Raw genomic sequence first — 18,241 nt, 5'->3', positions numbered from 1 at the left:
TGAAAGCACATCTGCACTTGCATTGGTAGGTTTAGCTTTGTTGGGTACAGTTGCAGTGGCGTCACGTCGTCGCAAAGAAAAATAATAGGCTTTAGTTAGTAGCCCAAAGAGAAAAATCAGAAGTTCAGTTGAACAGTTTCCTGTCAAGTGAATAATGAAATAGTAAAAGATTAGGCGACGGCCTTGTTCCTCATTTCAAGAGGGGCAAGGCCGTTGTTTCTATTTTAAAATATTGATGGGTGAAGAGCTCCAGTGGAGCTTTTCAGCCTGTTACCTTAAAAATCACGCAATTACTCGGATACAGCGAGGTCAATGCCTTCAGTCGGGGCTTCAAGAAATGGACAGGCATGACAATTGGGGACTACAAAAAGTCGCTTTTAGAATAAGATTTGGCAGAATTTACCAAAATTGTGGCGTGAATTGTCATGGCGTGGATTGATAAGTTGGTCTATAATAGACTCATCAATCGATAATAAAACAAAAAGAGGTTTAGAAATGTCAAATAAAAAAGTTATCTTAGTTACAGGTGCATCATCAGGTATGGGGAAAATGTCTGCCCAAGACTTGATCAAGGCTGGTCACATCGTTTACTGCGTGGCTCGTAGCGTGGACAAGATGTAGGACTTGGAGCAGCTTGGCGGTCATGTCTTGAAAATGGACGTTACCAACGAAGCGGACATCGAAGCAGTTGTCAAACAAATCATCGCAGAACAAGGTCGTATCGATGTCCTTTGGAACAATGCTGGTTACGGTTTGTACGGTCCAGTAGAAGAGTTGTCAATGGACAAAGTCCAACAACAATTTGAAGTTAACGTTTACGGTGTTGCTCGCTTGACCCAGAAAGTCTTGCCATATATGCGTGCCAAACGTGAAGGTTTGATCATCAACACTTCATCTATGGGTGGAAAAATCTACACTCCACTTGGAGCTTGGTATCATGCCAGCAAACACACAATCGAAGGCTACAGCGACTGCTTGCGTATCGAATTGAAGGAATTCAACATCAATGTCGTTGTCCTTGAGCCAGGTGTCATCAACACAGGCTTCAACCAAGGCGTGCGTGATAACTTCTCCTTTGAATCTAAAAATGGACCTTACAAAACAGTGGTCAATGCCTACATCAAGGCGATGGACAACCCACCAATGAAAGGATCTGATCCAAAAGTCATCTCAAACACTGTCCAAAAAATCATCAATGCTCGCCGTCCTAAGACACGTTACATGGTCGGACAAGGAGCAAACTTCCTAGTAGGTCTTCGCCGTATCCTTGGTGACCGTGCTTACGACGCTTTGATGCTCAGCCAAATGAAATAAAAAGGAGAGGATGATTTTCTCTTCTTTTGGACAAACTGTATAAATATTGCCTGATTTGGTAAAATTGTTCTAGAAAGAAGAGGGAATATGAAACTTACCATTACAAATCGATTTCAAGAATTTCTAAAAAGCATCGGAGCGGATATCGCAGAGCTTTTGCAACGGGCGGAAGTGCCCAACAAACTCTGGCAGGAAGAAATCAGTCTGACCACGCTGGAATACCACCGACTGTTGCAGGAATTTGACAGAGTCATGTCTGAGGAAAACATCCGTGCTCTCAGTCAGATTTCCCAGATTCAGATGTTTGTACCAGCCTTCTTTGTGGCCTTGTCATCACCGTACGGCATTGAGGCCTTGGACCGTTTTGCCCGCTTCAAGAAGATTGTGGGGCCGGTTGAAGTCGATGTGGTCGAGGCAGATACGACCGTTTCTGTTACCTACAAATTTGCCCACGCCAATATGGACCTGCCTAAATTCTCAGTCCTCAATGAGCAACTCTTGGTCCTCAATATGATTCGTACAGGTGTCGGCGAGCGAATTGTGCCACTAGTGGTGGAAAGTCCCTATGATTACGAGGTGGAAACCGTGGCAGAATTTGGTCTGCCTATTCAAAAGGGGGACAGTAATCGTCTGGTCTTTGACAAGGCAGATTTACAGAAGCCATTTTTGACCCGGAACAATATCATGTGGCAATACTTGGAAACGGAGCTCAATCAGCACCTGGCCCAGCAGGTCAGAGAGCAGAGTTTCGCAGGCTATGTCCAGCAGGAACTCTATTCGGCAATTCCAAGCGGCTTCTTCTTGGTAGAAGACATTGCCCACCGACTTGGTGTCAGCGTGCGGACCCTGCAACGCAACCTGTCGGCTGAAAATACCAGCTTCAAACAGGAACTGCAAGCCGTTCAAAAGGCCATGACCTTCTCCTATCTCAAGATGAAATTACCAGCAGAGGAGATTTCCAGTCTGATTGGCTACAGCGAGGTTAACGCCTTCAGCCGTGCCTTCAAGAAATGGACTGGCATGACTGTGACAGATTACAAGAAGCAACAAGGACTATAAACACGTATGTTAGAGGTAGAAACTAGATGATTTCTACCTTTTTCTGCATATTTATGATAAAATAAATGAAAATTTAGAAGAGGTGTTCAGATGAAAGCTATTGTTACAGTTGTCGGTAAGGACAAGTCAGGAATTGTTGCTGGTGTTGCAACTAAGATTGCGGAATTGGGACTCAATATTGATGACATTTCTCAGACTGTTTTGGATGAGTATTTTACCATGATGGCGGTGGTGTCATCAGATGAGAAGAAAGATTTCACGCAACTTCGTGCAGAACTAGAAGCCTATGGTCAGGCTTTGAATGTGAAAATCAACATTCAAAGTGCGGCGATTTTTGATGCCATGCACAACTTGTAAGGAGAGCAATCATGGACATTAGACAGGTTAGAGAAACCATTGAGATGATCGAGGAGCAGCACTTCGATATTCGGACCATTACCATGGGAATTTCCCTCTTGGACTGTATCGACTCGGACATTGATAAGGCTGCGGAGAAAGTTTACACTAAAATCGTGACCAAGGCTAAGAACTTGGTAGCGGTCGGTGATGAGATTGCGGCGGAGCTAGGAATTCCCATTGTCAACAAGCGGGTGTCGGTAACGCCTATTGCTTTGATTGGTGCGGCGACAGATGCCACGGATTATCTTCCCTTGGCTCATGCCTTGGACAAGGCGGCTCATGAGATCGACATCGATTTTATCGGAGGTTTTTCAGCTCTTGTTCAAAAGGGCTACCAAAAAGGGGATGAAATCCTCATCAACTCTATACCGCAGGCATTGGCCCAAACGACAAAGGTCTGCTCGTCAGTCAACATCGGCTCGACCAAGACGGGTATCAACATGACGGCTGTGCGGGATATGGGGCGGATCATCAAGGAGACGGCGGAGGCTTCTGATATGGGGGCGGCCAAGCTGGTGGTCTTTGCCAATGCGGTTGAGGACAATCCTTTCATGGCGGGTGCCTTCCATGGTGTCGGCGAGGCGGATGTGGTTATCAATGTCGGCGTGTCTGGGCCTGGTGTGGTCAAGCGTGCTCTTGAAAAAGTGCGTGGTGAGAGCTTTGATGTAGTGGCAGAAACCGTCAAAAAGACGGCCTTCAAGATTACCCGTATCGGTCAGTTGGTCGGCAATATGGCCAGCGAACGCCTGGGTGTTAAGTTCGGTATCGTGGACCTGTCCCTTGCTCCGACGCCAGCTGTTGGAGACTCAGTGGCACGGGTTTTGGAGGAAATGGGGTTAGAAACCGTAGGTACGCACGGAACGACTGCTGCCCTGGCTTTGCTCAATGACGCAGTCAAAAAGGGTGGGGTCATGGCCTGCAACCAAGTCGGTGGCTTGTCAGGTGCCTTTATCCCTGTGTCTGAGGATGAGGGCATGATTGCGGCGGTGCAAAATGGCTCGCTTAACCTTGAAAAATTGGAAGCTATGACGGCTATCTGTTCAGTTGGTTTGGACATGATTGCCATTCCAGAAACAACGCCTGCTGAAACTATCGCGGCTATGATTGCGGATGAGGCAGCGATTGGAGTTATCAACCAGAAAACCACTGCGGTCCGCATTATTCCGCTTGGAAAAGAAGGGGATATGATTGAATTCGGTGGGCTTCTGGGAACAGCTCCTGTTATGAAGGTCAATCAGGCTTCGTCTGCTGACTTTATCAACCGTGGCGGACAAATTCCAGCTCCGATTCATAGTTTTAAGAACTAAAAACGTAAACCGATTGCGACAAGCAGTCGGTTTTTTGCTATACTTATACTCAATGAAAATCAAAAGCAGACTAGGCGACGCAGATGCAGATAGAACTGAAGTTCATCAAATCAAGTCAACAACGTTTGCTTTTGATTTTCGAAGAGTATTAATAGTAAGAAAAGACAAGGAGAACACTATGGCAGACGTAAGATTATATATTTCTCGACATGGGAAAACCATGTTTAATACCATCGGGCGCGTGCAGGGCTGGTGTGATACACCGCTGACCAAGGCTGGTGAGGAAGGAATTCGTGAACTGGGCTTGGGGCTCAAGGATGCGGGCATTAATTTTAAACTAGCCGTATCTAGTGACCTGGGGCGGACCGTTCAGACCATGACCATCGCCCAGCGTGAGTTGGGAATTTTAGGAAAAATCCCATATTACCAAGACAAGCGTATCCGTGAATGGTGCTTTGGTAGTTTCGAAGGTATGTATGATGCCGAGCTTTTCCAAGGTGTCCTGCCTCGTTTGAAAGGGACAGTTGATGCGACAGGCATGTCCTTTGCGGAAATCGCAGCAGGTATCCAAGAAGCAGACACCGCTGGCTGGGCGGAATCATGGGAAGTTTTGAGTAATCGTATCTTGACAGGCTTTGAGGCTATCGCCCAAGACTTGGAAAAGCAGGGCGGCGGCAATGCCCTTGTAGTTAGTCACGGTATGACCATTGCAACCCTGGCCCATCTGTTGGAGCCAGAGCGTGGTGCCAATGTCTTCCTGGATAACGGCTCAATCACCGTCCTCAAATACGAAAATGGCAAGCTTTTAATTGAAGCAGTTGGCGACCTATCTTACCGCAAACGTGGAGCAGAATTGATTGCCCAAGGGGAATAAGATATAAAATCAGGGATTTTTCTCTGATTTTTTTGTTGACAATCCACCATTCTAGGTCCTTAGACCGATTTTTAGCACTCTAGGTAAAAGAGTGCTAATTTTTTGGTTTTTTCTCTTGACAATCCATTTTTTCGGCGTATAATGGGAGTATAAAGTTTAGCACTCATCGTTATAGAGTGCTAAAAATATAAAAATCAACACTGTTCATGAAAGGAGCGGAGATGATTACCCAACGTCAAAATGATATTTTGAATCTGATTGTTGAATTGTTTACGCGCCATCATGAGCCGGTTGGTTCTAAGGCCTTGCAGGAGATGATTGCTTCTAGTTCAGCTACCATTCGCAATGATATGGCTAAGCTAGAGCAACTGGGCTTGCTAGAAAAAGCTCATACTTCAAGCGGTCGGATGCCCAGTCGGGCTGGTTTTCAATACTTTGTCAACCACTCGCTCAACTTGGAACACATCAATGAAGAAGATGTTTATCAGGTGGTCAAGGCCTTCGACTTTGAAGCCTTCAAGTTGGAAGACATCTTGGAGCGGGCCAGTACAGTCCTAGCGGATTTGACAGGCTACACTTCGGTCATCTTAGATGTGGAGCCGACCAGTCAGCAGTTGACTTCCTTTGACATCGTGCAACTTAGTAGCCATGATGCCTTGGCAGTCTTGACCTTGGATCAGTCCAAACCTGTCACTGTTCAGTTTGCCATTCCCAAGAACTTTTTGACCAGGGACTTGGAAGTGCTCAAACGCCTGGTGGATGAACGCTTCGTTGACCAGACGGTCTTGGCAATCCACTACAAGCTGCGGACGGAGATTCCCCAGGTGGTGCAGCGTTACTTCACCACGACGGACAATGTCTTGGATCTCATGGACTACATCTTTTCCAACCTCTTCCAAGAGTCAGTCTTTATCAGTGGAAAGGTCGCTTCGCTGACCTATGGCAATCTCGCCACCTATCAGCTTTTGGATAGCCCACAGCTATTAGCCCCAGAGTTGCGGCAAGGCTTGGCGCCAAACCAGCAGACCAGCATTTCTGTTGCGGAACATAGGGATCCTGCCCTAGCGGATGTGACAGTTATTCATCATCGCTTTCCAATCCCCTATCGGGGCATGGCCCAGATGAGTTTGCTTGGTCCTGTTGACATGGACTACCGTAGGCAGATGAGTTTGATCAACATCATCAGCCGCGTCCTATTTATGAAATTAACCGATTACTACCGATACTTAAGTAGCAATCACTATGAAGTCAATTAGAAGGAGAATGCTTTGTCAGAAGAAATCAAAAATGAAGAAATCCTAGAGGAAGTGGAAGCAACAGAAGAAGTTGTCGAAACGCCTGAAAAATCAGAATTGGATTTGGCAAATGAGCGTGCAGAGGAATTTGAAAACAAGTACCTCCGTACCCATGCTGAAATGCAAAATATCCAACGCCGTGCCAACGAGGAACGCCAAACCATTCAGCGTTACCGTTCGCAAGACTTGGCTAAGAAAATCTTGCCGAGCTTAGATAACCTGGAGCGTGCTCTTCAAGTCGAAGGTCTGACAGAAGATGTCAAAAAAGGCTTGGAAATGGTACAGGAAAGTTTGATTCAAGCCCTCAAAGAAGAAGGGGTGGAAGAAGTCGCAACCGATGTCTTTGACCCAAATCTTCACATGGCCATTCAAACCGTTCCAGCCACAGACGACTGCCCAGCAGAACACATCGTACAAGTCTTCCAAAAAGGCTACAAGTTGCATGAACGTCTGTTGAGACCGGCTATGGTAGTCGTATCTGAATAGTCGCTCTGCTATTTTCCAAAAAAGAAAACTTGACCGAAATGTCGTTAAACTACTTGAAAAGAAAGTAAATTAAAAAGAGGTAAAACATATGTCTAAAATTATCGGTATTGACTTAGGTACAACAAACTCAGCAGTTGCAGTTCTTGAAGGAACTGAATCAAAAATCATCGCAAACCCAGAAGGAAACCGCACAACTCCGTCTGTTGTGTCTTTCAAAAATGGTGAAATCATCGTTGGTGATGCGGCAAAACGCCAAGCAGTAACTAACCCAGATACCATTATCTCTATCAAATCAAAAATGGGAACTTCTGAAAAAGTTTCAGCAAACGGCAAAGAATACACTCCACAAGAAATTTCAGCAATGATCCTTCAATACTTGAAAGGCTACGCTGAAGAATACCTCGGTGAAAAAGTAACCAAAGCCGTTATCACTGTTCCGGCTTATTTCAACGATGCTCAACGTCAAGCAACAAAAGACGCTGGTAAAATCGCGGGTCTTGAAGTAGAACGTATTGTCAACGAGCCAACTGCAGCAGCCCTTGCTTACGGTTTGGATAAGACTGACAAAGACGAGAAAATCTTGGTATTCGACCTTGGTGGTGGTACTTTCGACGTATCTATCCTTGAACTCGGTGACGGTGTCTTTGACGTACTTGCAACAGCAGGTGACAATAAGCTCGGTGGTGACGACTTTGACCAAAAGATTATCGACCACATGGTAGCAGAATTCAAGAAAGAAAACGGCATCGACTTGTCAGCTGACAAGATGGCCCTTCAACGTTTGAAAGATGCGGCTGAAAAAGCTAAGAAAGACTTGTCTGGTGTAACATCAACTCAAATCAGCTTGCCGTTCATCACTGCTGGTGCAGCAGGTCCGCTTCACTTGGAAATGACATTGACACGTGCAAAATTTGACGAATTGACTTACGACCTTGTAGAACGTACAAAAGTTCCTGTTCGTCAAGCCCTTTCAGATGCAGGACTTAGCTTGTCTGAAATCGACGAAGTCATCCTTGTTGGTGGTTCAACTCGTATCCCAGCCGTTGTGGAAGCTGTAAAAGCTGAAACAGGTAAAGAGCCAAACAAATCTGTGAACCCTGACGAAGTTGTTGCTATGGGTGCGGCAATCCAAGGTGGTGTGATCACTGGTGATGTCAAAGACGTTGTCCTCCTCGATGTAACACCATTGTCACTTGGTATTGAAACAATGGGTGGCGTATTTACAAAACTCATCGACCGTAACACAACTATCCCAACTTCTAAATCACAAGTCTTCTCAACTGCGGCAGATAACCAGCCAGCTGTTGACATCCACGTGCTTCAAGGTGAGCGTCCAATGGCAGCAGACAACAAGACTCTTGGTCGCTTCCAATTGACTGACATCCCTGCAGCACCTCGTGGTATTCCACAAATCGAAGTTACATTTGACATCGACAAGAACGGTATCGTTTCTGTAAAAGCCAAAGACCTTGGTACACAAAAAGAACAAACAATCGTTATCCAGTCTAACTCAGGTTTGACAGATGAAGAAATCGATCGCATGATGAAAGATGCAGAAGCAAACGCTGAAGCAGATAAGAAACGTAAGGAAGAAGTGGATCTTCGTAACGACGTTGACCAAGCAATCTTTGCGACTGAGAAAACTCTTAAAGAAACAGAAGGCAAAGGCTTCGACGCAGAACGTGACCAAGCCCAAGCAGCTCTTGACGAGTTGAAAGCAGCTCAAGAAGCTAACAACTTGGATGACATGAAGGCTAAACTTGAAAACCTTAACGAAAAAGCCCAAGCTCTTGCAGTGAAACTCTACGAGCAAGCCGCAGCAGCGCAACAAGCAGCCGCAGGCCAAGAAGGTGCCCAAACAGCTAACAACGCAGGCGATGATGTCGTAGACGGCGAGTTTACTGAAAAGTAATACTCTTCGAAATTCTTCACTAGGCTTTGTTAACTCTCCTCGATGAACTCTAGTTCAATCTTCGTCCAGTTGCCTAGCCTAGTCTTGAATTTCTTTGAGTATCTAGGGTTTGGAAAATCATTTTTTCCGAAGTTCTTAGCTCGAACTCCATTCTCATCTTCTCGAGAATAGAAATCATTCGTTAATAAAATTTCCAATCACAGAGGTTGCAACCCAGCCTCTGTTTTTGGGTAAATACCCTTCTAACTTTTACAGAATTGAATACGCCTACGACTCTGTGAAAAAGTCAAAAAGTCTGGGGATAGACTTTTTGAGGAATACCTGTCGCTTATTATTTTTGTGCGACAGGGCTGAAAGTGTTCCACCGGACACTTTCACTCCTTATTTTTCTTTGAGTCGCTTAACGGCTTAATATCTTCATAGAAAGGAAAGTGTTCGTAATCGAACACGGGCTACTTTCAACATTTCAAAGAAAGGAATACAAGTTCGGTAATTCGAACACGGGCTTCTTTCTGAGTTTCGTCTATTTTTTAACGAAAGGAATTGAACCCGCCCTAAAAGCTGTGTGAAAAGTCAAAAAGTCTGGGGATAGACTTTTTGAGAAACACCTGTCGCTTATTGTTTTTGTACGACAGGGCTGAAAGTGTCCACTGGACACTTTCACTCCCTATTTTCACTTTGCTTTTAACGGGCTTGGTATCTTATATGAACAACACAGAATATTACGATCGTCTGGGCGTTTCTAAGAGCGCTTCTCAGGACGAGATTAAGAAGGCTTATCGGAAGCTTTCAAAGAAATACCATCCAGATATTAATAAGGATCCGGGTGCGGAGGATAAATACAAGGAGGTCCAAGAGGCATATGAGACCTTGAGCGATCCGCAAAAACGGTCTGCCTATGACCAGTATGGTCCTGCGGGTGCCAATGGAGGCTTCGGCGGAGGAGCAGGTGGCTTTGGTGGTTTCGACGGAGCAGGTTTCGGTGGCTTTGAAGACATTTTCTCTAGCTTCTTTGGTGGAGGCGGTGCGACGCGTAATCCTAATGCACCTCGTCAAGGGGATGACTTGCAGTATGCGGTCAACTTGAAGTTTGAAGAAGCGATTTTTGGTGTGGAACGTGAAGTTTCCTATAACCGTGAGGCAACTTGTCGAACCTGTACAGGTTCAGGTGCCAAACCTGGAACAAGTCCAGTAACCTGTGGGCGTTGTCATGGTTCTGGAGTGATCAATGTGGACACCCAAACTCCACTTGGAACCATGCGCCGTCAAATGACCTGTGATGTCTGTCATGGTCGCGGAAAACAAATCAAAGACCCATGTACAACCTGTCATGGAACTGGTCATGAAAAACAAGCCCATACTGTGACGGTTAAGGTGCCAGCTGGTGTGGAAACTGGTCAACGTATTCGCTTGGCAGGTCAAGGTGAAGCAGGTTTCAATGGAGGTCCATACGGAGATCTCTACGTTGTCATTCAGGTCCAACCTTCAGACAAGTTTGAACGTGAAGGGACTACTATTCACTATAAACTGAACCTCAACTTTGTCCAAGCAGCACTTGGAGATACAGTTCATGTGCCAACGGTTCACGGTGATGTAGATATGGTCATTCCTGAAGGAACCCAGACTGGTAAGACCTTCCGACTTAAAGGAAAAGGTGCCCCAAGTGTTCGTGGTGGAGCTATTGGTGATCAATATGTCACAGTAAATATCGTCACTCCGACAGGTTTGAATGACCGCCAAAAAGCAGCTCTTAAAGAATTCGCGGCAGCAGGAAATATTGATGTCAAACCCCATAAAAAAGGATTTTTTGACAAGGTAAAAGATGCCTTTGAGGATTTATAATTCTAAGATGAGACTGGAAACTCCAGTCTCCTTTCTTTTTCAGAAAAAACTCTGGGCATTTTCTCCGACGCATCACAGGCTCTGTGTTAAAATAAGATATAGTAATTTGAAAGAGAACGCTTACGAATGAAATCTTGGGTTGAGAATAAGACCATAAAAAAATACGAAGATCGGTCTGGCTTGACGGGTTTGAAACAGGGGCCACTGGTGTGGACCGAGGTCTTTTTGCGCGAGGTCAATCGTCAGTCCAATACAGGGATTTTACATTTTTGGCCCATGGACCAAACGGTCATTCTGGGGATGATGGACATTCAGGTGGCCCAGCTGGACAAGGGCTTAGCCAGTATTGGTCGGGCGGGCTACAGTCCTATTATTCGGAGTTTGGGCGGTTTGGCAGTCGTTGCGGATGAAGGGATTTTGAATGTCACTCTGATTTTGCCTAATCCTTCTGGTCATAAAGTCGATTTGCGGGAGTCTTATCAGGTCATGGTGGATTTGATTGTTCAGGCGCTTTCGGATTTTCCCTTCGAGGTGGTCAGTGGTGAGGTGGCAACTTCCTACTGTCCTGGGACCTACGACCTTAGCATCAAGGGGCGGAAGTTTGCTGGATTGGCCCAGCGGATTTACCAAGAGGCCATTGCTATTTCTGCCTATATCAGTGTATCAGGCAATCAAGTCAAACGAGGGCAAGTGGTGGCTGAATTTTATGCAGCAAGTTTTGCTCCGCAAGAAGTATCGGACAGATTTCCGCAAGTAAATCCGGATTCGATGGCCAATTTGTCAGACTTGGTCGGTCAGGATGTGACGGTGGAGGATATGAAAACACGAATTGAGCGTGTCTTGATTGAAAACGGAGCTTTTCTGACCACCTTTTATCCCTCGTCGGACAACATGGCTGATTTTATGGCGCTCGGAAAGACCATCAAGCAGTCTATGGAAAAATATGGAATCTAGGAGAAAATCTATGAAATGGAAAGATGCGACAGCTATGGCCCAGGCTGTCAATCAAAAACAGGTTTCTGCCAAGGAGTTGGTGCAAGAAACTATTGACAGGATTGAAAAGCTCAATCCCGCCCTCAATGCGGTTGTCAGCAAGCAATATGATGAAGCTCTGAAAGAAGCGGAGAAAGAAGACTATCTGGGCAAGCCATTTGCAGGAGTTCCTTTCTTACTGAAGGATCTGGGACAAAATGAAAAGGGGCAGCCATCTTCTGCAGGTTCTCGCCTGCTTGCTGGTCGACCAGCAGGCCATACCGATACCTATGTCCAACGCTTGAAGGACTTGGGATTCATCATTGTCGGTCGGACCAACACGCCAGAATTCGGCTTCAAAAATATCTCAGATGCCAGCCTGCATGGTCCTGTCAATCTTCCCTTGAACCCCAGTCGCAATGCTGGTGGATCAAGTGGCGGAGCAGCCGCAGCGCTGGCTTCAGGCATGGTCTCTATTGCTGCGGCATCGGATGGTGGTGGGTCTATTCGTATCCCAGCCTCTTTCAATGGCTTGATCGGGCTCAAAACCAGTCGTGGTCGGATTCCAGTTGGACCCAAGTCCTATCGTGGCTGGCAGGGGGCATCTGTCAATTTTGCCCTGACCAAGTCTGTCCGCGATACCCAGCGCCTGCTCTACCATTTCCAGGACTATCAGCTGGAAGCCCCCTTTCCCCTTGCCAAGCTGAGCGAGGCGGAGGTGTTTGGAAAATTGTCTCGTCCCCTTAAAATCGCCTACTATACCAAATCTCCAGTAGGGAGTAAGGTCAGTCCTGAACCGGTAGAAGCGGTTCAAAAAGCCTGTCATCACTTGTCTGACTTAGGGCATGAGCTGGTGGAATTGTCAGAATATCCTCTGGATGGAGTGGCCCTGATGAAATCCTTCTACCTGATGAACAGCGTGGACACAGCCCAGATGTTTGACGAGATCGAAGCAGCTTTTGGGCGCCAGATGACCTTGGAAGACATGGAAGTCATGTCCTGGGCTATTTACCAAAGCGGGCAAACCATTCCAGCCAAATTGCACTCCAAGTCCCTATTGGACTGGGACCAGTTTGGAGCCAACATGGCGCGTTTCCATGAGGATTACGACTTGCTTCTGACACCGACGGTGGCTGATGTAGCGCCCAAGCATGGGCAATTTGACCTGCCAGCAGATTTGCTGGACCGCCTCAAGCACACCCAGAACTATTCCATGGAAGAGCAGCAGGACCTGATCTGGCAAATGTTCGAGGACAGCCTAGCCCTAACCCCCTTTACGCAGCAGGCCAATATTTGTGGTCAGCCAGCCATTTCTCTGCCAACTTATGTACGGGCTGACGGCTTGCCAATCGGCATCCAATTGACAGCAGCCAAGGGACGAGAGGATTTACTCTTGCAGTTGGCAGACCAAATGGAGGCAGCAGGTTTACTCAACTTGTAAGGGAATTCATTTTTTCAGTTCAATTATTTGCCAAAACGTTTTCAAAATGTTAACCTGTAAAAGTTGGTGGGTTAACACCGAAAAAGTAAAAGGGAAGCTATGGCTTCCAAAGGAGATTGTTTTATGTTGAAAAAAGTTTTGGCCTCAGCTCTCTTGGTTTCTACTTTGACCTTGGCAGCATGTTCTAGCTCAAGTTCTAATACAAGCAGTTCTTCAGCTGAACAGACTCAATGGGAAAAGGTACAAGAAGCAGGTGTCTTGAAGGTTGCAACACCAGGTACCCTCTTCCCAACTTCTTACTACAACGATGCTAAAGAATTGGTCGGTTATGAAATTGACATGATCAATGAAATTGGTAAACGTTTGAAATTGGAAATCGAATACCAAGAAATCGGTGTGGCAGAAGCCTTTACAGCTGTTGACAGTGGGAAAGTCGATATTTCTGTGAACAACTTTGACATGACAGAAGCTCGTAAGGAAAAGTATAACTTCTCTATCCCTTACAAGTATTCAGTTGGCGGCTACATCGTTCGTGAAGATGGTTCATCAGGAATCGAAGCAGCTGACTTGAGCGACTGGACTGGTAAAAAAGCTGGTGGTGGTGCAGGTACTCAGTACATGAAAATTGCTGAAAAGCAAGGTGCAGAGCCAGTTATCTATGACAACGTAACTAACGATGTCTATTTGCGTGATGTATCAACAGGTCGTACAGACTTCATTCCAAACGACTACTACACACAAGTCATGGCCATCAAATGGGTAAATGCCAACTTCCCAGACATCAAAGTGAAGATGGGTGATGCAAAATACAACCCAACTGAACAAGGTATTGTCATGAGCAAGGCTGACACAAGCTTGAAAGAAAAAATTGACGAAGCTCTTGAAGCGATGAAAGCTGACGGAACTTTGAAGGCAATTTCTGAGAAATACTATGCAGGACAAGACTTGACAGTCCCTGTTGAGAATGCAGATGAGTTGCCAGTTATCGAAGTTGAATAAGAACTCGTAACAAATTAAACGTATCTTGTATAGACTTTGTCAGTCCCAGACTGGCAAGGTCTATCTGGTTTTTAAGAAGAGGAGAAGATATGGATATTAACTGGCAGGCAGTTTTTAATGCAGATATTGCAAGAGAGGCTATTCCACAGATTTTGGAGGGACTTCCCTACACTCTATCCCTATCCCTAATTGGTTTTGCCTTGGGGACTTTCTGTGGATTTTTTGTAGCCCTCATGCGGATGTCTAAGTTTGGACCCTTGCGTTGGTTGGCTATGGCCCATATTTCTCTCATGCGTGGTATTCCCCTCATGGTTCTTCTTTTCTTCATCTATTTTGGTCTGCCCTTTATGGGCTTGCAGTTAGATGCCATAACAGCCTCTATCATCGCCTTTACCTCCATGTCCAGTGCCTACATTTCTGAAATTATTCGTGCATCTCTTTCAGCCATTGATAAGGGGCAATGGGAAGCAGCGCGTTCCCTGGGTTTGCGGACCAATGTGATTTACCGAAAAATCATCATTCCCCAAGCCTTTCGCATTGCCCTTCCACCGCTGAGCAATGTCCTCTTAGACATGGTCAAAAGTACCTCTCTGACAGCCATGATTACTGTACCAGAGATTTTCAATAAGGCCAAAATAGTCGGCGGAGCCAAGTCGGACTACATGACAGTTTACATCTGTGTGGCCCTTATTTATTGGGTTATCTGTACCCTTTATGCATTTGGTCAATTACAACTAGAAAAACGCTTAGCGACTTATTAAAAAGAGGTTGGATTAGCCTTTTGATTAAAATTTTAACAATCAAAAATAGCTTAGAATTAACGTCTCGAATGGCGCGGTTCTAAGCTATTTTTTATATTAAAGCCTTTTTGCTTCATCTCTTTTTATGTATCTACCCCTCACTCACAAATTCCAAAATATCTCCTGGTTGGCAGTCTAGGATTCGGCAGATGCTCATCAGGGTATTAAAACGAATGCCTTTTGCCTTGCCTGTCTTGAGAATGGATAGGTTGGCTTCGGTAATGCCGACTTGCTCCGCCAAGTCCTTGGAAGTCATTTGTCGGTCTTTGAGGACCTTGTCTAAGTTTACGCGAATCATTTCCATATCAGATAAACTCGCTGTTCTCGGTTTCAAGTTCTTGCCCCTTTTGTACTAAGGTCCAGACAAAATAAGTCAGGAAGATAAAGAGAGCATTGAGGATAAAATCTGACCAACGCAGATTGAGGAAATTGTTTGGTCCAGCAGCATTTGTCAGGGCAATCAAGCTGGTTAGGCCGAATTGACCAGCTGTCAAGACCAGCAAACTGATGAAGAGTTTCTGATACAGTTCCAGACTAGCTGAAGCGAAATAATCTTCTTCCAAAAGCAATTTACATAACTTTTGAATTAAGTAGGCAATATGACTGAGTGCCGCCAAGACGAGTAAGATTAATCCACTTGATAAAAGGATGAGCCAGACACCAATCTGGTCAATGGGTTTGTTAAAGGTGTATTCCCAAGAACGTGTTACAAAAGAATCCCCGCTAAAACCTGCCAATGTATAGAAGGCATAGAGAGCAATCAAAAAATAGAAGAAAAAGCGAACACATGCAGCAACCAATCCTGCTGTTTTGAGTAGATTTGTTTTCATAGCAAACCTCCGATTATTATTGTTTTATGATAATATTATCCTCGAAATTATTATAAAACAATAATTTTTGAAATGCAAGCGTTTTTTTTAAAAAATAAAAGCAAAACCGCCAAGCAACTGGCGGTCTGATGCTATTTAAAATACAAGAGTCTCAATCCATTCAAAATCACCAAAATCGTTGATCCTTCGTGACCCACCACACCGAGCGGTAGGTTGATAGACTGGAAGAGGTTAGAGATGATGAGAAGGGCGATGACAGACAGGGCAAAGATGATATTTTGCTTGATGATGCTCCGCATTTTCTTAGACAGGCGAATGGAGTAGGGAATCCGTGTCAAGTCTTCCATGAGCACGATGTCGGCTGACTCCATGGCGATGTCCGTCCCACTTCCCATGGCATAGCTGACATTGGCTTGGGCAAGGGCAGGAGCATCGTTGATACCGTCGCCCACCATACCGACAGACGCAAACTCGGTTTGCAGTTCTTGGATAACAGCAGCCTTGTCCGTCGGTAGACAGTTGGCAATCACACGGTCAATACCGACCTGACTCGCCACGTAACGAGCCGTCTTTTCTTGGTCGCCCGTCAGGAGAATTGGCGTCACGCCCATTTCTTTCAACTGAGCAATCAGCTGCTTGCTCTCTGGCTTCAAACTATCTTCCACCATGAAAATCGCCGTCAGCACATCATTTTGGCTGACATAGACCAGGGTTTTCCCAGTGCTTTCTGCCTCATCGATCTGTGCCAGCAAGTCAGCAGACAAGGGACTCACCAAACTATCCACCACAAAGCCCGCCTTACCGATTTTCCAGCTGTCGCCCTCATAGCCCGCCACCAAGCCTTTTCCGGTCACGTCTTCTAGGCTTTGGAGGGCAATAGCAGAGCTGTCAGCCGTATAGGTCATGAGAGCTTGAGCGATTGGGTGACTCGATTGTTTTTCAACTGCCTGAACAACCTGCTTGATAAGTTTTTCATCGCCAAGATAGGTCGCTCCCACAACTTCAGGTTTGCCAATGGTTAAGGTACCAGTCTTGTCAAAGACGATGGCCTCTAAGTTGGCGATGTTATCCGCAATGTCGCCTCCTTTGATAATCATGCCCTTGCGTGCCGCACGGCTGATGGCAGAAAGTGTCGCCGGTGAAGAAGATGCCACAAGAGCACATGGAGAAGCAATGGTCAAGAGAATCATGCCACGGTAGAAGGCAGTCAACCAGTCCCAACCCAGAGCAAAATGAGCAAAGAGGATAAAGAGCGGCACCACCACCAAGACAACTTTCACATAGGTATCTTCCATATTTTCAATGAAAGTCGCCGTTTTTGATTTGGATTCTTGGGCATTTTCGACCATTTGAACGATTTTATCGAAGAGGGCATCGCCTTTTTCAGCTGTAACTTGAACGGTCACAGTTGGACCTTGGTTAATAGTCCCACCAATAACAGCAGCACCAGCTACTTTTTCCGCAGGGAGTGGCTCGCCTGTAATCATGGATTCGTCAAAGATGGATTGTGGGCTGATGAGGGTTGCATCCAGTGGGACCGTGTCGCCCTTGCGAACTTGCAGGAGGTCGCCGATGCGAATGGCTGCGGTGTCTAAGACAGTGATGTCACCATTTTTCTCGATTTTGCGAGCCGTTGGAGGGGTCATGTTCATCAGAGCTGCGATGGCATTTTTGCTTTTTTCCATGGCTAATTCTTCCAGAGTAGAAGAAAGGGAGAAGATAAAGATGAGTAGGGCTCCCTCCATCCAGTAGCCGATTAGTCCAGAGCCGATAGCAGCCAAAATCATGAGGAGGTCAACAGACAGGTGCTTGTCGAAAATCAGCTCAGAAATACCTTCCTTGGCTGACTGGTAGCCACCGATGACAAAGGCTGAAATGAAGAGGATGGGTGCCCATCCCTGTCCAGTCTGGAGCAAAAGGATACCCATTAGAATGAGCGCCAAGCAGAGAGCGGTTGTGATGATGTGGCTGTGTTGTTTGAGGTTGGTTACGAGTGTCATAGTTTTTTGTTTCCTTATTTAGAATCATTATTATTTATCTGAGTTAATTATAACAATTATAAAAAGAAAGTCAAGTTATTTGTAATGATTCTAATTAAGATTATTCTGATAATTCAAAGGGAAATAAAAAAAAGCGACAGAAAGCCGCTTTGATATTCGTCTTTTAGCCCTGGCAATCAGGACAAATGCCGTAGATGGATAGCACCTCTTTTGTAATTTTGTAACCAGTTTGGGTATGAGCTTCCTTCTTCAAGCTCGGGATTTCTACATCCATGAAATCAGTGATTTTTCCACAGACTTCACAAATAACATTGAGGTGCTCGTGCCCCATAAAGTCGTAATAAGTTGTATTATCATTGGTCCGTTTCAATTCAGTCACGAACCCTTCTTCCAATAGAAGTTTGAGGTTGTTGTAAACAGTCGCCAGGCTCATGTTGGGGTAGTTCGGTAGTAGATCTTGATAAATCATCTCAGCACTAGGATGGTCATCGCTTTCGATAATATAGGCAACGACTGCTTTTCTAGTTTCGGTAATGCGTACACCCTTTTCTTTTAGATGTTGGATGACGTGTTCAAAAGCAGTTTGGTTTTCTGCATTGAGGTGAGAATGGAGTTCCATAGTTTCCTCCTTTCGTTACTATTTTATAAAAATTCTAAGATACAATATTCAGTTTCATTATAGTGTATTTGGGAGGTTGTGTCAATTTTGGG

Annotated in this window: 17 protein-coding genes and 1 pseudogene; 14 read left to right on the top strand and 4 right to left on the bottom strand. The window is 45.4% G+C overall.

The features are described 5' to 3' along the window. The 14 genes and pseudogenes from K5Q22_RS09920 to K5Q22_RS09610 form a co-directional block, all read left to right on the top strand. Window positions 1-85: LPXTG cell wall anchor domain-containing protein (locus K5Q22_RS09920; protein ID WP_167787085.1), on the top strand; the 85-nt coding region annotated here is incomplete at its 5' end. A gap of 410 nt (window positions 86-495) precedes the next feature. After that, window positions 496-1,314, top strand: a pseudogene (locus tag K5Q22_RS09670) (oxidoreductase). Window positions 1,315-1,401: 87 nt separating this feature from the next. After that, on the top strand, window positions 1,402-2,373 hold the full coding sequence (locus K5Q22_RS09665; protein ID WP_205014435.1) for an AraC family transcriptional regulator: 972 nt from the start codon (window positions 1,402-1,404) through the stop codon (window positions 2,371-2,373). Between the two features lie 90 nt (window positions 2,374-2,463). Continuing rightward, entirely contained in the window at window positions 2,464-2,730 is a 267-nt protein-coding gene (locus K5Q22_RS09660; RefSeq protein ID WP_029173833.1) for an ACT domain-containing protein, read from the top strand. A gap of 11 nt (window positions 2,731-2,741) precedes the next feature. Next, the gene (locus tag K5Q22_RS09655; protein ID WP_205014436.1) at window positions 2,742-4,079 is read left to right on the top strand and encodes a PFL family protein; all 1,338 of its coding nucleotides are present in this window, start codon (window positions 2,742-2,744) and stop codon (window positions 4,077-4,079) included. A 178-nt stretch (window positions 4,080-4,257) separates the two neighbouring features. After that, window positions 4,258-4,953 carry a histidine phosphatase family protein gene (locus K5Q22_RS09650; RefSeq protein ID WP_205014437.1) on the top strand — a complete coding sequence of 232 codons (696 nt, stop codon included), beginning with the start codon at window positions 4,258-4,260 and terminating at the stop codon, window positions 4,951-4,953. A gap of 221 nt (window positions 4,954-5,174) precedes the next feature. Further along, window positions 5,175-6,209, top strand: coding sequence for a heat-inducible transcriptional repressor HrcA (gene hrcA, locus K5Q22_RS09645; protein WP_044761805.1), 1,035 nt, complete (start codon window positions 5,175-5,177; stop codon window positions 6,207-6,209). Window positions 6,210-6,221: 12 nt separating this feature from the next. Beyond that, window positions 6,222-6,734 (top strand): nucleotide exchange factor GrpE, encoded by a 513-nt coding sequence (gene grpE, locus K5Q22_RS09640; RefSeq protein ID WP_205014438.1) that lies wholly within the window; start codon window positions 6,222-6,224, stop codon window positions 6,732-6,734. Between the two features lie 88 nt (window positions 6,735-6,822). Then, window positions 6,823-8,646 (top strand): molecular chaperone DnaK, encoded by a 1,824-nt coding sequence (gene dnaK / locus K5Q22_RS09635; protein WP_002943084.1) that lies wholly within the window; start codon window positions 6,823-6,825, stop codon window positions 8,644-8,646. Window positions 8,647-9,351: 705 nt separating this feature from the next. Continuing rightward, window positions 9,352-10,488 carry a molecular chaperone DnaJ gene (gene dnaJ, locus K5Q22_RS09630; RefSeq protein ID WP_024400330.1) on the top strand — a complete coding sequence of 379 codons (1,137 nt, stop codon included), beginning with the start codon at window positions 9,352-9,354 and terminating at the stop codon, window positions 10,486-10,488. Between the two features lie 126 nt (window positions 10,489-10,614). Further along, window positions 10,615-11,442: a lipoate--protein ligase family protein gene (locus tag K5Q22_RS09625; protein WP_205014439.1), complete on the top strand. Its 828-nt coding sequence runs from the start codon at window positions 10,615-10,617 to the stop codon at window positions 11,440-11,442. A gap of 10 nt (window positions 11,443-11,452) precedes the next feature. After that, entirely contained in the window at window positions 11,453-12,901 is a 1,449-nt protein-coding gene (locus tag K5Q22_RS09620; RefSeq protein ID WP_205014440.1) for an amidase, read from the top strand. Between the two features lie 123 nt (window positions 12,902-13,024). Further along, window positions 13,025-13,900, top strand: coding sequence for a transporter substrate-binding domain-containing protein (locus K5Q22_RS09615; protein ID WP_029943879.1), 876 nt, complete (start codon window positions 13,025-13,027; stop codon window positions 13,898-13,900). 89 nt (window positions 13,901-13,989) lie between these two features. Then, window positions 13,990-14,661 (top strand): amino acid ABC transporter permease, encoded by a 672-nt coding sequence (locus K5Q22_RS09610; protein WP_029171960.1) that lies wholly within the window; start codon window positions 13,990-13,992, stop codon window positions 14,659-14,661. Between the two features lie 130 nt (window positions 14,662-14,791). On the opposite strand, the gene K5Q22_RS09605 is transcribed toward K5Q22_RS09610, so the two are convergent. From K5Q22_RS09605 to K5Q22_RS09590, 4 genes are all read right to left on the bottom strand, one after another. Then, window positions 14,792-15,004: a helix-turn-helix transcriptional regulator gene (locus K5Q22_RS09605; RefSeq protein WP_105135846.1), complete on the bottom strand. Its 213-nt coding sequence runs from the start codon at window positions 15,002-15,004 to the stop codon at window positions 14,792-14,794. Between the two features lies 1 nt (window position 15,005). Then, window positions 15,006-15,530, bottom strand: a complete 525-nt coding sequence (locus tag K5Q22_RS09600; protein ID WP_205014441.1) for a hypothetical protein — start codon at window positions 15,528-15,530, stop codon at window positions 15,006-15,008. A 131-nt stretch (window positions 15,531-15,661) separates the two neighbouring features. Then, entirely contained in the window at window positions 15,662-17,530 is a 1,869-nt protein-coding gene (locus K5Q22_RS09595; RefSeq protein ID WP_205014442.1) for a heavy metal translocating P-type ATPase, read from the bottom strand. 163 nt (window positions 17,531-17,693) lie between these two features. After that, window positions 17,694-18,149 carry a Fur family transcriptional regulator gene (locus tag K5Q22_RS09590; RefSeq protein ID WP_014636557.1) on the bottom strand — a complete coding sequence of 152 codons (456 nt, stop codon included), beginning with the start codon at window positions 18,147-18,149 and terminating at the stop codon, window positions 17,694-17,696. Window positions 18,150-18,241: the final 92 nt, after the last annotated feature.

Source organism: Streptococcus sp. 2018162, assembly GCF_019754175.1.
In the GTDB taxonomy this organism is placed as follows: domain Bacteria; phylum Bacillota; class Bacilli; order Lactobacillales; family Streptococcaceae; genus Streptococcus; species Streptococcus hashimotonensis.
Note: the sequence above shows the minus strand (reverse complement) of the source record. Positions and strands in the feature narration are given on the sequence as shown.